The sequence below is a fragment of the Pseudomonas sp. SWI36 genome (assembly GCF_002948105.1).
In the GTDB taxonomy this organism is placed as follows: domain Bacteria; phylum Pseudomonadota; class Gammaproteobacteria; order Pseudomonadales; family Pseudomonadaceae; genus Aquipseudomonas; species Aquipseudomonas alloputida.
The window spans coordinates 2,814,263-2,829,620 of sequence record NZ_CP026675.1 but is presented as its reverse complement, the minus strand read 5'-3'; the positions used below and the strand labels follow the sequence as shown (position 1 = coordinate 2,829,620).

At 62.0% G+C, this 15,358-nt stretch carries 7 protein-coding genes and 1 pseudogene; 4 read left to right on the top strand and 4 right to left on the bottom strand.

Annotated features, from left to right (window positions below):
* Positions 1–18: 18 nt before the first annotated feature.
* From C4Q27_RS13570 to C4Q27_RS13565, 3 genes and pseudogenes are all read right to left on the bottom strand, one after another.
* Positions 19–4,704, bottom strand: a complete 4,686-nt coding sequence (locus C4Q27_RS13570) for a dermonecrotic toxin domain-containing protein (RefSeq protein WP_104886954.1) — start codon at positions 4,702–4,704, stop codon at positions 19–21.
* A 117-nt stretch (positions 4,705–4,821) separates the two neighbouring features.
* Positions 4,822–5,286, bottom strand: a complete 465-nt coding sequence (locus tag C4Q27_RS29435; protein ID WP_172830944.1) for a hypothetical protein — start codon at positions 5,284–5,286, stop codon at positions 4,822–4,824.
* A pseudogene (locus tag C4Q27_RS13565) lies at positions 5,234–6,768 on the bottom strand (BCCT family transporter). Before C4Q27_RS13565 ends, C4Q27_RS29435 begins: the two are co-directional and overlap by 53 nt.
* A gap of 532 nt (positions 6,769–7,300) precedes the next feature.
* Here C4Q27_RS13565 and betI point away from each other — a divergent pair.
* From betI to betA, 3 genes are all read left to right on the top strand, one after another.
* Complete coding sequence (gene betI, locus C4Q27_RS13560; protein ID WP_014859113.1) at positions 7,301–7,957, top strand: transcriptional regulator BetI; 657 nt, start codon at positions 7,301–7,303, stop codon at positions 7,955–7,957.
* 39 nt (positions 7,958–7,996) lie between these two features.
* Positions 7,997–9,469 carry a betaine-aldehyde dehydrogenase gene (gene betB, locus C4Q27_RS13555; RefSeq protein ID WP_003249182.1) on the top strand — a complete coding sequence of 491 codons (1,473 nt, stop codon included), beginning with the start codon at positions 7,997–7,999 and terminating at the stop codon, positions 9,467–9,469.
* Positions 9,470–9,546: 77 nt separating this feature from the next.
* Entirely contained in the window at positions 9,547–11,244 is a 1,698-nt protein-coding gene (betA, locus tag C4Q27_RS13550) for a choline dehydrogenase (RefSeq protein WP_010955611.1), read from the top strand.
* 42 nt (positions 11,245–11,286) lie between these two features.
* Here betA and C4Q27_RS13545 read toward each other — a convergent pair whose 3' ends face one another.
* Positions 11,287–13,437 carry a dermonecrotic toxin domain-containing protein gene (locus C4Q27_RS13545; protein WP_064491018.1) on the bottom strand — a complete coding sequence of 717 codons (2,151 nt, stop codon included), beginning with the start codon at positions 13,435–13,437 and terminating at the stop codon, positions 11,287–11,289.
* 174 nt (positions 13,438–13,611) lie between these two features.
* Between C4Q27_RS13545 and C4Q27_RS13540 the strand changes: the two genes are divergently transcribed.
* Positions 13,612–15,354: a potassium/proton antiporter gene (locus C4Q27_RS13540; protein ID WP_104886953.1), complete on the top strand. Its 1,743-nt coding sequence runs from the start codon at positions 13,612–13,614 to the stop codon at positions 15,352–15,354.
* Positions 15,355–15,358: the final 4 nt, after the last annotated feature.

The following is a 15,358-nucleotide window of genomic DNA, read 5'->3' as shown; positions in this document are numbered from 1 at the left end:
GGCCACCCGGGCGAATGTTCAGAGGTTGAACGGAATGACATCCCTGGCCTGTGCGTAGGTCAGGTTACCCCGATAAATGCTCAGTACCTGCCCCTCGCTCGCCGCCTTCATTTGCTCGCGATACCCCATCTTGCGCTGGCTCCACAGCTTGAGATGGCCTTTGCCAAACGCCGTCGGCGCCGCCTGCGAGTCGGCAAAATGGAAATGCGCGGCCCACAAGGGTTTACCTCGACTCTCACCGGGAGCACGCAACAGGCTGATCCGGTACTCGTCCAGATAGCCATCGGAAACCACCTGCCGAGGCCCGACATATTCCACGGCGAGCAAACCCTGCTGATGGAGAAAATTCAGCCCTCTGGCACCTGGATAGCGCGTCTTGCTGTAAAGCGCTACCAAACAGTCGCGGCGGGCCTGACGCAACTGAATCAGCGCATCGTCCATGCCCGCCAGCAGCGCGTGCTCTGCGTTGGCATCGCTGAGCTGTTCACGCAACTCGGACACTTCGTTGATCTGGCCGTCCAGCATCGACATCAGGCCCATGTCGTCAGCATCCTTGGCAACCAGGGCTCTGGCTTGAGCGATGACATTTTCGTTCTGTGCCAGCATGGCCTCGGCCAGTTCCCGGTTGTTCCTTTCGGACTCCGGCGTAGAAGTCCGCGACTGCTGTTCCGGTTCGCCCGCGGCTACCTCTTCAACCCAGGTGTTTCCCTGCTTCTGGAAGCGATGCAGCGCACTCTTGTTGAAAGCCGCTACAACTTGCAGCACAGCCTGCCCGTCGACCACCGATTCGCTGCCAATGACTATCTGACCAGCCCGCGTATGGGCCACCTGCAGGCTCTTTCGTGAATAGACCGCACGACGTGTGCCACGGACCTGCCCGTCCGCCTGCTCGCGCATGGCCTCGACCAACGCCTCACCGGCTATGGTTTTCAGTTCCACCATCTGTTGCTTGTAGGCCTCAAGGCGCTGGACATCGATGAGCTTGCTGCCGAGTGTCTTGATCCGTTCGGCGTTGAGAATCGCCGCGAGGTATTCGTCCCACGCACTTTGCAGCACCTCGATTCGTTCGGCGACAGGCAAGTCACAGAACATCAGCAGATGATGGGTTTGTGCAGCCACCCGCAAACGCTGACTGGCGAGCGCATGGCGGAAGATCATGTAGTGCTGGGTAGGCGTGCCTTTGTGCCACTGCAGGGCCAGCTCGACCAGGCCCATGGCCTGGAAAAACCGGATGTTGATCGTGGTCGTCTTACGGCTCTCGATAATGCTCGAAACGGTCAGCGTGGTATTGACGTAAGGCACTTGCATGTCGATGTCGGTGATGGCCAACAGGCGATCCAGCTGGCTGGAGACATTGATGATCCTGGGCTGCTCTTCAAGCAACTTTTCCAACATCGTCCGGAACCTGGCATACAACTCGGCCTGTTTCTCTGGCGGTGCGACATTGAGCGCATTGGTGAGTTGGTCATATTCCCTGAACCCACCCAAGGCCAGTAGCTCATCAATGAAAAACATGCCAAAGCTGATCAGGTTCTTGCGGACCTGGCCCAAGAGTATCCGTTGATCTCTTACGCTGCCGACGTGCGTCGAGGCGCTCGACTTGTCAAGCACGTAGGTAATGTTGCGTTCGGCCTCGAGATAATCAAGGAACAATCTCTCGTTCAAGGGCAGGCGCTGGTTGCGCAACTTACTCGTCTGCTCTTGCAACTGCTGGAACTTGAGCTTGAACAACTCGGTAGCCTGCTCGAATTGCGCACGTTCGCCCGGCTCGGTGGGTGGCGCCTTTTGCAACCGTTCCTCGACTTTTTTTACCGGATCACGCAAACCGACAATCTGCTCGCTCAACGCGTTGAAATCCTTCGTGGCAGCCTCTGCGGCCAGGATAAGCCGCTCTATCTCGGCCTGAGCCTTGGCGATCGGCCCGTCAAGCTTCTTGCGCAATCGCTCGCGGGCCAACTCGCCGGAGCGATCATTGCCACCGTGCAAGCGCGAATTATTGAGGCGCCAGACATTGCCGTCGCGCATCAGGTATGGCCCAACCGTGCCGTCCGGACCAATGATGCGAAACGCTGCGTTATCAAGGCTGACTCGGTAGACATCACCGTCCAGAGACACATAGAAATCATCCCCGATCCGTACCAGCCCCGCGGCCACGCCCTGCGTCTGCGGTTCGCGCCCTTCCAGCAAAACACTGACCGCCAACGCGCGCATCTGGCCGCGCTGGGCACTTGACAGGCCATTGAGCCCCCCAGCCCCACGCCAGGAAAAATCGAGGTGGGTGTTGGCCATGGCCTGCAGGCTGTCGACCGAGGCGCTGGGCTCCCGCGTTGCTGCGCAAAGGTTCGCCAGCTCGACCCCAGTGCCGGCAGGTGGCCCCTGGAACAGCACTGGCGGCAGGTCGCCAGAAACGGGCGGCGCTGCCAGTTTCGGCGTCTGCAGGTGTATCAGCGCCAGCAAGGTGTTGTTCAGCACATCGACCATCGCCTGGATGCGCTCGTCGAGATGCGAGCTGGCCAGTCCTTGCACATCGTTGATCAAGCTGCGCATGCCGATGTAGAGCCAGGCAACCGAGGTGAGCGGCCCTGGCAACACCGGAAACACAACATTCAGCAGTTCCCAGGAAAATGCGGTGACCAGTCGCCAGCGCACCTCGCTGTTGCTCATGGCGCTGCGATCCGCCAGCTCCAGCAACATCCGGCCCTTGGCTTCGAACATCTGCCGATCCACGTCCCGCGCCCAGAATTGCAGCGCCAACTGAACAGGCTGCGGTTTCTCCGGGAGGGTGTAAGGGTCGAGCAGCCATTGGGGCAGGTGCGGCTCCCGGAAGCCACCATTGTCGTAGACCGCGCGCTGAGCTTGCTCAATCCACAGCAGCACGTTGTCCTGCAACGCCCCCGGGCGGCTGATCGCATCCAACAGTGCTTGAGCGCTGTCGTACTGAATCAGCGCCTTTTCGGTGTACAGCGGGCAGTACAACAGATGAACACCCAACTCGATGAGTTCGATCACGTAGAAACCATGCGCGACGTCGACCCTCTCTGATGTCGGCGAGCGTTTGAACGCAAGCGGTGCAATCCGCACAGCGGCTGCCCCTTCCGCGCCGCTACGGCAGAATTCTGCCAGGGCGCCGTAGGCGAATTTGTCGAGCCGTTTGACGGCACGCGCCCGCGCAGCATCGAACATCAGGGTGACACGCCAGCGTATGGCAAATGCCGAGATGTGTTCGGCGCGGCTCGCCGAGCGATCGAGCATCGACTGAACATGCCGTGGATAACTGCCGCCGATATCGACTCGCTGCACCAGCTCACGGACGTAATCAATGGTCATCCACTTCATGATCAGCTGGTTTTCCCGGTGGGCGATGTGTGTCACCACCCCGCCTGCGGTGGCATCCAGGCGGCCGATCGCCAGCTGCGTCAGGGTCAACGTCTTTTCACCGGTCTTCTGGCCGAAGCCCAGCCCGTGACCGTCACTGACAAAGGTCTCGACCGTGAGGAGAAGGTCATCAGGAAAATAATTGGCGTCTACCGGGTGGTCATGCAGCATCGCTTCGCGCAGGCGCGTCGCCGCATAGGTGTGCAAGTCCGGCAGACCGTCCTGAATGCCCTGCGCTGGGCTGTGCTGTTGCAGTAGCGACAAGTCGAGCATGGCTTGGAGGTAAGCGGTCTGGCTATCCGTATCGGCTCGCGACAGGCCCTTGGGAAGCGCCAGGCCCAGCCCACCGGTGCCATGGTCACTGAACTCGGCGAAAAATGATGCGGGGTCGCAGGCCAAGTGGCAGTAGTGCTCCAGTTGGTCGACGCTGTCGATCGCACTCCAGCGCAGGCGGGCCACGCGCTCGAGCAAGATTTCCAGCAGCGAGGCGCTGTACAGGGCGAAAGCGTCGCCCTCCACGGTCAGGCCCTGCCAGTTCAACTCATCAAACCGGTAACGTCCAGCCATCTGTATTTGCAACGCCGCGCCGAATGCAGCCTGGGCGTCGAAACTGCGGACCAGGCCTTCGGGAGAACACCAGAGTGTCAGTTCGCGAACCTCACTGGAGGCGGTAATCAGCAAGCCGGGCAACAGCTCATGGAACGTGTCTTCGCCCTCACGTAAGGCTACCCGCACCAGCTGCACATCGAGCCCGGTGCGGTTGCCCATCATCAGGTCACGCAGAAGCTTGCGCTGTTCGTCGTCCAGCGCTTCGTCTTTCAGGCCATCGAGCAGGTTGGCGCGCAACAACTGTTGCAACCACAGGTCCCGGTCGATCGTGCCGTCGCCGTTCCAATAGTCGATCTGCGCTTGCTGGAAGTGCCAAAGCAGCATTGGCAGCAACGCGTTGAGGCCATCGGTCAGGCGCGCGGGCTCGATCAAATCGCCCTCAGCCGTTTCGAAGCTCGACTCGATGGCGAAAAAGCGCCGGGGCGGGTTCAGGCTAAGGCGGTAGTCGCCCGCCGGGGCGAGGTCCAGTGGTTTAGCCGCAAGCAGGGCCTGCAGCACAACATCCACCAGCGGCTGAGGGCGCCAGACACCATCCGGCTGCAGGGACATCAGGTACAGCGGTGCAGCCGAGGTCATTTCAGGGCGATGCACGCCAACCAGAGGATAGTGCTCCAGGATCACCTTCATGACCTGTTCGCCTACGACCTGGCGGAGCATGGGACGGCTGGCGAACTGGGCGGCGACTGCGTGTTTGAGGTTGTGCGCGTGAGTGGCGGGCATGACCAGGACTCGTTGTGGAATGAACCACAAAGCGTCCTGGAAATGGTATCGAAACAGGTGCTACATATTGCTGCTGGCAGGCCGCGGCACCTGGCGGTGCGGCGACCTGCCGGGCTGTCAGCTATAGACGCGGCCAAGCACCTGGCGATGGCTCTCGAACTGATCGAGCACATCACGCACGATCTGGTCTGGGGCAAAGCCCATCAGGTCGTACTCCTGACTGCCGTCATGCAGATAGACCTCGGCGCGGTAGAAGCGCTGGCGCAGTTCAGGCTCACCCTCGACCGGCGCCTCGCTCGGCGCGGCCATATAGCCGTCAAGGCTCACTTCGTAGACGAACGGGTTGCCCTCTTCCATCATCACCCGCAAGCCCATCAGGTTGCGCGACTGGCCAACGCGGGTTTCCACCTCGAAGCCCTGCGTCTGCAGCTGTGCAGCGGCTTCTTTCAACGCCGGGCTGACCTGCTTGTCCATGAAGCGCTGCACCACGGCCTGGGTCGGCTGCAGTTCCAGCTGGGTCAGGCGCTCGCTAAAGCCGCGACGGCCACGGGCGGCCAGTTCGGCGCGCTCCTGCTCGATCACCACGTCCTGCTTCATGGCCTTGTACAGGCCGAACATGAACAGCACCAGCACCACCGAGAACGGCAGGCCCGCCAGCACGACCATGGTCTGCATGGCTTCGAAGTTACCGGCAAACAGCAGGCCGATGGTCACCAGGGTGATCACCACGGACCAGAACACCACCATCCAGTGCGGGGCATCTTCGTCGACCTTGCCGCCTGTGCACGACAGGTTGGCCATCATCACCGCGCCGGAGTCGGCCGGCGTGAGGAACAGCACGAACCCGACGAACACTGCCACACCAATGACGATCTTGGCTGCCGGGAAGTATTCCAGCAGCTGGTAGATCGACATCGATGGCTGTTCCAGCGCAGTCTTGCCCAGCTCCACGGCGCCCTGGTTGATCACCAGGTCCAGTGCGGTGTTGCCGAAGATCGACAGCCAGGCCAGGGTGAAGCCCAGCGGGATCAGCAGCACGCCCATCACCAGTTGGCGCACGGTGCGGCCCTTGGAAATACGCGCAATGAACATGCCGACGAACGGGCCCCAGGAGATCCACCAGGCCCAGTAGAACACGGTCCACAGGCCCAACCAGCGCTCCGACTTGCCGGCTTCGCCTTCATACACATAGAGGTCGAAGGTTTTCAGCACGATGCCGTTCAGGTAGTCGCCGACGTTCTGCACGAAGCCGTTGAGCAGGTGCAGGGTCTCGCCGCCCAGCAGCACGAAGATCAACAGGCCGCTGAACAGCATGATGTTCAGGTTGGACAGGCGGCGGATGCCGTTTTCCACGCCCGATACCGCTGCCACGGTAGCCACGCCGGCCATGACCAGGATCACCACCAGCAGGTTGGTCTTGCTGTGGTCCATGCCGAACAGGTATTCCAGGCCGGACGACACTTGCATCGCGCCGATGCCCAGGTTGGTCACCAGGCCCAGCAGGGTGACGAACATGCCGAAGATATCGACGGCGTTGCCGGCAGCGCCCTTGACCCAACGCTCGCCCACCAGCGGGTACAGCGCCGAGCGCAGTGCCAACGGCTGGTTGTGGCGGTAGGCAAAGTAACCCACGGCCAGGCCGACCAGGGCATAGATCGCCCAGCCGTGCAGGCCCCAGTGCAGGAAGGTCAGCTGCAGGCCCTGGCGCGCGGCCTCGAGGCTGGCAGGAGTGCCCTCCGGTGGGTTGAAGTAGTGGTCCAGGGGCTCGGAGGCGCCGAAGTACAGCAGCGAAATACCGATACCGGACGAGAACAGCATGCCGGCCCAGGCGCCATAGCTGAAGTCAGGCTGGTCGTCCTTGCCACCCAGCTTGAGGCTGCCGTAGTCGGAGAAAGCCAGGTAGACGACGAACAGCAGGTATCCGCAGATGACCAGCATGTAGTACCAGCCAAAGGTGCGCGTCAGCCACTTCTGGGCCACGCCCAGCACCTGGCCGGCGGTTTCGGGTACAGCGATCAGCAAGGCAGTCAGAACAAGGATCATCAGCGCGGAGGTGAAAAACACCACGCGGTTGACCCGTACCCTCTCGGCGGGGGGCTTGGTAAGTGAGGCAGAACTCATTGCACGAATGCTCCGGGCAGTGCGGCTGTGGAGGCTAATCAGTCTTTCCCGAGCAATTGGTGGAATATCCCCACTGCATCAGGTGTTATAAAAGAACCCTGGAAACCGTGATCCCGAATCGATACGTTGCCAAAAACAGACAGGTGGCCTGCTGAAAATGCCACGCCTCAACGGAGGTGCGCGCATTCGTCACAGGTCACCCCGCCCGCTCCAAGGGCCTGTCGCAGGGCCAATGGCCGTGCGGCAGAATCTGCATTTCGCATCGCTCATGCCCGTCAACACCTTGTATTCCGGGGGTTACGCGATTTCCTGGGGTGTCAATCCGTGCCTTCTCGACCGCCTGAAAAACTGTCAATGGCACAAATTGTCGCAGAGCTTATTCTTTATTGATTGAACGTTCAATCAAAACAAAATAGACTGGCCTTCGCCGAGTCAGCCGCCTGTCGTCTGCTCGCAGGCCTGAGGAGATAGCAAGATGCCCAAGGTCGGTATGCAACCCATCCGGCGCCAGCAGTTGATCGAAGCCACATTGCAGGCGGTCGATCAGGTCGGACTGGGGGACGCCAGCATTGCGCTGATTGCCCGTTTGGCCGGTGTGTCGAACGGCATCATCAGTCACTACTTTCGGGACAAGAACGGCCTGATCGCAGCGACGATGGGTTACATCATGAGCATGCTCAACGAAGGCGTCAGAGCACGTCGCCAGGCCCTGAAAGACGACAGCCCGCGCGCTCACCTGAAAGTGATCATCGAGGGCAACTTCGATGCCAGCCAGGTAAACGGCCCGGCAATGAAAACCTGGTTGGCCTTCTGGGCTTCCAGCATGCACCAGCCCGATTTGCACAGGTTGCAGCGGATCAACGACCACCGCTTGTATTCCAACCTGTGCTGCCAGTTCCGTCGCGCCCTGCCGCTCTACCATGCGCGCAAGGCAGCCCGCGGCCTGGCAGCCCTGATCGACGGTTTGTGGCTGCGTGGCGCCCTGTCGGGTGATGCATTCGACACCGACCAGGCGATACGGATTGCTTACGAATACATGGAACTACAACTGGCCAAGCAGCACACCCTGGGCACAAACGACCAGGCTGCTGACAATGCGCGCAGGGCCCTTGCCAACCCGGCAGGAGCATGACGCGCAAGCCAAACCACAAACTGCACTTGCGAGGACACTATGGCCCGTTTCGGAACGCAAAAACTCTACATTGATGGCGCTTACGTCGACGCTGGCAGCGATGCCACTTTCGAAGCCATCAACCCGGCCACCGGCGAAGTCCTCGCCCACGTACAGCGTGCTACCGAGGCTGACGTCGAGAAGGCCGTGGAAAGCGCCGAGCGTGGCCAGAAAGTCTGGGCTGCGATGACTGCCATGCAGCGTTCGCGCATCCTGCGCCGCGCCGTCGACATCCTGCGCGAGCGCAACGACGAGCTGGCCATGCTGGAAACCCTGGACACCGGCAAGTCGTACTCCGAAACCCGCTACGTCGACATCGTCACCGGCGCCGACGTGCTGGAATACTACGCAGGCCTGGTACCGGCCATCGAAGGCGAGCAGATCCCGCTGCGCGAATCGTCCTTCGTCTACACCCGCCGCGAGCCGCTGGGCGTGACCGTGGGTATCGGTGCCTGGAACTACCCGATCCAGATCGCCCTGTGGAAGTCTGCCCCGGCCCTGGCCGCTGGCAACGCGATGATCTTCAAACCGTCGGAAGTCACCTCGCTGACCACCCTGAAACTGGCCGAGATCTACACCGAAGCCGGCCTGCCGAACGGTGTGTTCAACGTTCTGACCGGCAGCGGCCGCGAAGTCGGCACCTGGCTGACCGAGCACCCGCGCATCGAAAAAGTGTCCTTCACCGGCGGCACCACCACCGGCAAGAAAGTCATGGCCAGCGCCTCCAGCTCTTCGCTGAAGGAAGTGACCATGGAGCTGGGCGGCAAGTCGCCACTGATCATCTGTGCCGACGCCGACCTGGACAAGGCCGCTGACATCGCCATGATGGCCAACTTCTACAGCTCGGGCCAGGTGTGCACCAACGGCACCCGCGTGTTCATCCCGGCTGAAATGAAGGCGGCCTTCGAAGCCAAGATCGCCGAGCGCGTTGCCCGCATCCGCGTTGGCAACCCGGAAGACGAAAACACCAACTTCGGCCCGCTGGTCAGCTTCCAGCACATGGAAAGCGTGCTGGGCTACATCGCCAAAGGCAAGGAAGAAGGTGCCCGCGTGCTGTGCGGCGGCGAGCGTCTGACTGCCGGTGACTTCGCCAAAGGTGCCTTCGTTGCCCCGACCGTGTTCACCGACTGCACCGACGACATGACCATCGTCAAGGAAGAGATCTTCGGCCCGGTGATGAGCATCCTCACCTACGAAACCGAAGAAGAAGTGATCCGCCGTGCCAACGACACCGACTACGGCCTGGCCGCCGGCGTCTGCACCAACGACATCACCCGCGCCCACCGCATCATCCACAAGCTCGAAGCCGGTATCTGCTGGATCAACGCCTGGGGTGAATCGCCGGCCGAAATGCCGGTAGGTGGCTACAAGCAGTCGGGCGTCGGCCGTGAAAACGGCGTCAGCTCGCTGGCTCAATACACTCGCATCAAGTCGGTCCAGGTCGAGCTGGGCGGCTACAACTCGGTTTTCTGAACCCTGTCTAGCCTCGCCCGTGCCACCGCGCACGGGCGTTCCCGCTCCCCGATCACCGCCAACACGAGGGTACTTTCATGTCCCAAGAATTCGATTACATCATCGTCGGTGCCGGCTCGGCCGGTAACACCCTGGCGACCCGCCTGACCGAAGACGCCGGCGTCACCGTATTGCTGCTGGAAGCCGGTGGCCCCGACTACCGCTTCGACTTCCGCACCCAGATGCCAGCCGCCCTGGCCTTCCCGCTGCAAGGCCGCCGCTACAACTGGGCCTACGAGACCGACCCGGAGCCGTACATGGACGGCCGCCGCATGGAATGTGGCCGTGGCAAGGGCCTGGGTGGCTCGTCGCTGATCAACGGCATGTGCTACATCCGCGGCAACGCCATGGACTTCGACGGCTGGGCAGAACTGCCAGGCCTGGAAGACTGGACCTACCTGGACTGCCTGCCGTACTTCCGCAAGGCCGAAACCCGTGACATCGGCCCGAACGACTACCATGGCGGCGAAGGCCCGGTCAGCGTTACCACGCCGAAAGCCGGCAACAACCCGCTGTTCCATGCCATGGTCGAAGCTGGCGTACAGGCCGGTTACCCACGCACAGAAGACCTCAACGGTTACCAGCAGGAAGGCTTCGGTCCGATGGACCGCACCGTGACCAAGAACGGCCGCCGCTCCAGCACTGCCCGTGGTTACCTGGACCAGGCCAAGAAGCGCCCGAACCTGACCATCGTCACTCACGCCCTCACGGATCGCGTTCTGTTCGACGGCAAGCGCGCCATCGGCGTGACCTACCTGGTCGGCGACAGCGAAGAGCGCGTTGAAGCCCGCGCCCGCAAGGAAGTGATCGTCAGCTCCGGGGCCATCGCCTCGCCGCAACTGCTGCAGCGCTCCGGCGTCGGCCCGCGCGCCCTGCTGGAAAGCCTCGACATCCCGGTTGTGCACGACCTGCCGGGCGTTGGCGAAAACCTGCAGGACCACCTGGAACTTTACCTGCAGTACGCCTGCACCCAGCCGGTTTCGCTATACCCGTCGCTGCTATGGTGGAACCAGCCGGCGATCGGTGCCGAATGGATGTTCAACGGCACCGGTATCGGCGCCAGCAACCAGTTCGAGGCCGGGGGTTTCATCCGGACTCGTCCGGAATTCAAGTGGCCGAACATCCAGTACCACTTCCTGCCGGTTGCGATTAACTACAACGGCTCCAATGGCGTGAAGGAACATGGCTTCCAGGCGCACATGGGCTCCATGCGCTCGCCTGCCCGTGGCCGCATTCAGGTCAAGTCGAAAGACCCACGCCAGCACCCGAGCATCCTGTTCAACTACATGTCCACCGAGCAGGACTGGCAGGAATTCCGTGACGGCATCCGCCTGACCCGTGAAATCATGGCCCAGCCGGCGCTGGACCCGTACCGTGGCCGCGAAATCAGCCCGGGCGCCGACGTGCAAACCGACGAGCAGCTGGACAAGTTCATCCGCGAGCACGCCGAAACCGCCTTCCACCCGTCCTGCTCGTGCAAGATGGGCACCGACGACATGGCGGTGGTCGATGGTGAAGGCCGCGTGCACGGCATGAAGGGCCTGCGCGTGGTCGATGCCTCGATCATGCCGCTGATCATCACCGGCAACCTCAACGCCACCACGATCATGATCGCCGAGAAGATTTCGGACAAGATCCGTGGTCGCAAGCCACTGCCGCGCAGCACCGCCAAGTACTACGTGGCGGGGGATGCACCAGTGAAAGGCAAGCCGATGCGTGAAGTGAAACAGGGCTGAGGCCTTGATCAGGGGCCGCGCAGCGGCCCCTTTCACGTTTGCTCAGGCGGGCAGCGCAAAGAATGTGCGCATCAACGAATCATCCTCGACACCCAGTCGCCCCGCCAGCGCCTGGCGATCGAACAACTGTCCTGTGCGCATTTCACGCACGGCCTTCCCGCCTGGCGCCTGCGCCAGTGCCTTCAGGCACACCTCGGTAAAGCGATAATTGTGCCCTTGAACGGCCGTCACCTTTTCCACTTGCAGGTAGCGCCCGGGCATCATCAAAGACTCCGCTTCATCAGGTCGCCTTGAAAAGGGCCCGATGGGCGTCGCCTGCATGTCTTCGCCCGGTTCCAATACATACACCAACGCATTTTCATCAAAAGCCCCCCGGCCGCTGACCTGGGTCTGCGGGTCGTTGAAAACCTCCCAGAGGGCATAGGGGTTTTCCGTGAATGACGTGAAGTCGGTGGTCACCAGCACGTCACCCACTTCAATGGCACCCTCACCAACTGCCTGAAAACCCGTGCCCCGCAGGCTGGAGGCAGCCCGATACAGCCTCACCTGATTACTGACGCCAATCTGCCCAAGTGCGCGGGCAAGGTCATGGCTGCGCTGGATATTCCCGGCGCGAGTGCCCTCCAGCGGCATACCCCGCCACAGGTTGTTGTAGCGCTCCGGCGAGCTGGTGTACTCGGCAATGGCGGGCGAACCAAACCCGAGCTCATCGCGGTAGACGGGGTAGGGCTCACCGAATGCATCCAGATACTCGCCATTGGGCCCCACGGCATCGAGATCAGCCCACGGAACCGCGCCCAACAGGGCTTCCTGGCGGGCCAGCGCCTGATCCGACACAGCCAGCAGGTCGTCTGCCGCCGGCGCCATGTAAAGCTCCCAATCGACCTTGGCAGCGGAGGCTTGCGCCTGACCAGTCACACGCGGGGGGACGTGGCCATCAGTGAACAGCTCGCTGGCACGCATCATGGCTATATCGAGCAGGATGAACAGGATATCCGTCAGCACTGACCACCATGCCGCCGTGCGCCAGGCTTGCTTGCCATTGATTGCCCGGTCCAGGTGCAGCGCCAGGCTTGCGGTGCCCAGACCGAGCGATGCCAATATCACTGGCCAGCCAAGCGGCGCCATCGGCGCAATTATAAAACTCGCTGCTTGCAAGCCCGACAGCCAATCGGCCTTGCGCAACTGTGCGTTGGTGGTCAGCCGTTCGTGGGCGTCGCTGGTCAGATCATCCATGACCGAATCGCGCAGACGAACGAACAGGTCCCCTTCAATGGCCTGTCCTGAAAACGTGGTGTCGCCTCGCGACTGTGCGAGCAACTTGAAGTAATTGCGTAGACGCGGGCGTAGCGACTGCGCCAGTACCCCGTCCCCGACGAACAGCCTGACCAGCCGCTCTCGCCCCGCAGTCGTGGTGGCCTGGTCAGCCATCCACATCTGGAACGCATGGCGATCGTCGAATACCTTCACCACAGCCTGCGCATCGGCAAGATAGAGGCACAACCTGCCAGTCTTCAGCTTGTGCAAGAACATCAGCTTGGCGCTGATACCGCCGATGACAAGTGCGTTCCATTGAGGTTGGGCATTCGCTTGCCTGGCCTGTCGCAGGCCTTGCACGGTGCTTGGCAGAGCGGCATCAGCGACCGTCACCGCCATCAGTTCCTGGCGCTCAGGTTGGCTCAGCGCAGATTGGCCCACAGCAGCAATGAAGCGGGCACGGGCCAGGACACAATAGTCTTCGCCATGCCGTGACCGGAACTTGCTCAGCGCCTCGGTGTAGCGCCCTGCAAAATCCAACTGCCAGAACGCCGTCAGTACTTGCCGAGGGTCGAGCCGCACTTCGTTGCGCTCGTCGTAAACTGCGTGGCTGGCATCCACCCGGTAGAAACCACCATAAACACTCAACTCGTCAGCACTGGCCTGCTGCTGCGGGCCGAATCGCTGGATGACCAGTTCGGTAAGGCTCAAAGACCGCAGTGGCGGCCCACTGTGGCGCCAGCCGGTGAAGCTCGACGAACTGCTGGCCGCCGACTGGAACTCGTGCCAATAGAGCCCGTCCGGGTCCAGCCAGTACCCCAGTTGGCGGCGAAGCACGTGGCCCGCCGCCTGGCGCGCCAGATTGTGCAAATCAGGAAATTGCCCGAGCAGGCGCTGGGCCACCTGGGCGAGAGAAGTGGTTTCTTTGACATTCATGTCACTTGGCTGCCTGACAGTGGGCGAACCATTACAGCCGCAAGCCGCAGCGACGATGCGGTATCGCTTTACAGCCTGCGTCGGCCTCAGGTTAGAATCGATTGGCACGCGACCTGCTAGCTGTTGCTGAATGCGCTACCACGCCCCTTCCCCGCTGTCTCGGAGTACCTGCCTTTGGATGCAAGCACCATCAACAGCCTGTTCCTGATCGGCGCATTGCTGGTGGGTGCAAGTATCCTGGTCAGCTCGCTGTCATCGCGCCTGGGTATCCCTATTCTGGTCATCATCCTCGCCGTCGGCATGCTCGCCGGTGTCGATGGTGGCGGCATCATCTTCAACAATTACCCAACCGCCTACCTGGTGGGCAACCTGGCACTGGCCGTCATCCTGCTTGACGGTGGCCTGCGTACGCGGGTGGCAAGCTTCCGCGTGGCGCTGTGGCCGGCGCTGTCGCTGGCCACGGTCGGGGTGATGATCACCACCGCCCTCACCGGCCTGATCGCCGCCTGGCTGTTCAACCTGAGCCTGATCCAGGGCCTGCTGATCGGCGCCATCGTCGGCTCCACCGACGCCGCTGCAGTGTTCTCACTGCTTGGCGGCAAAGGCCTGAACGAGCGGGTTTCCGCTACCCTCGAGATCGAGTCGGGCAGCAACGACCCGATGGCGGTGTTCCTCACTGTCACCTTGATCGACATGATCGCCAGCGGCGAGACCGGCCTGCACTGGAGCCTGCTGGGCCACTTGCTGCGTGAGTTCGGTATCGGCGCGCTGCTGGGCCTGGGTGGCGGCTGGCTGATGCTGCAACTGGTCAACCGTATCAATCTGGCCGGCGGCCTGTACCCCATTCTGGTAGTGGCCGGCGGCCTGGTAATGTTCTCGCTGACCAACGCCCTGCATGGTAGCGGCTTCCTCGCCGTTTACCTGTGCGGCCTGGTGCTGGGCAACAAGCCGATCCGTAGCCGCCATGGCATCCTGCATATGCTCGACGGCATGGCCTGGCTGGCCCAGATCGGCATGTTCCTGGTGCTGGGGTTGCTGGTCACCCCGCACGACCTGCTGCCCATCGCCCTGCCGGCACTGGGCCTGGCGCTGTGGATGATCCTGGTGGCGCGGCCACTGTCGGTGGTCGCGGCCCTGCTGCCGTTCAAGGCTTTCCACGGCCGCGAAAAGGGCTTCATTTCGTGGGTCGGCCTGCGCGGCGCGGTACCGATCATTCTGGCGGTGTTCCCGCTGATGGCGGGCCTGCCAGACGCCCAGCTGTTCTTCAACCTGGCCTTCTTCATCGTGCTGGTATCGCTGCTGGTGCAAGGCACCAGCCTGCCGTGGGTGGCCAAGCTGCTGAAAGTAACGGTGCCGCCAGACCCGGCGCCGATCTCCCGCTCCGCCCTTGAGGTGCACATCACCAGCGAGTGGGAGATGTTCGTCTACCGCCTGGGCGCAGAAAAATGGTGCATCGGTGCCGCCCTGCGCGAACTGAAAATGCCCGAAGGCACGCGGATTGCCGCGCTGTTCCGTGGTGAGCAACTGCTGCACCCGTCGGGCAGCACCGTGCTGGAGGTTGGCGACATGCTCTGCGTGATCGGCCACGAACACAACCTGCCGGCCCTCGGCAAGTTGTTCAGCCAAGCGCCACAGCGTGGCCTGGACCTGCGTTTCTTCGGCGACTTCGTGCTCGAAGGCGATGCCGAACTGGGGGCGGTGGCAGCGTTGTATGGCCTGAAGCTCGATGGCCTCGACGCGAAAATGCCGCTGGCGCAGTTCATCCGACAGAAGGTCGGAGGCGCTCCAGTAGTGGGGGACCAGGTCGAATGGCATGGCACGATCTGGACCGTGGCGACCATGGACGGGAACAAGATCCAGAAAGTAGGCGTCAGATTCCCCGAAGGAACGCGACCCGGACCAGGATTGTTCCTCTAAACTT

Bases quoted from the DNA above. Each gene is read 5' to 3' on its own strand.
- C4Q27_RS13570 (WP_104886954.1), bottom strand. From the start codon at position 4,704: ATGCCCGCCACTCACGCGCACAACCTCAAACACGCAGTCGCCGCCCAG.
- betI (WP_014859113.1), top strand. From the start codon at position 7,301: ATGCCCAAGGTCGGTATGCAACCCATCCGGCGCCAGCAGTTGATCGAA.
- betB (WP_003249182.1), top strand. From the start codon at position 7,997: ATGGCCCGTTTCGGAACGCAAAAACTCTACATTGATGGCGCTTACGTC.
- betA (WP_010955611.1), top strand. From the start codon at position 9,547: ATGTCCCAAGAATTCGATTACATCATCGTCGGTGCCGGCTCGGCCGGT.
- C4Q27_RS13545 (WP_064491018.1), bottom strand. From the start codon at position 13,437: ATGAATGTCAAAGAAACCACTTCTCTCGCCCAGGTGGCCCAGCGCCTG.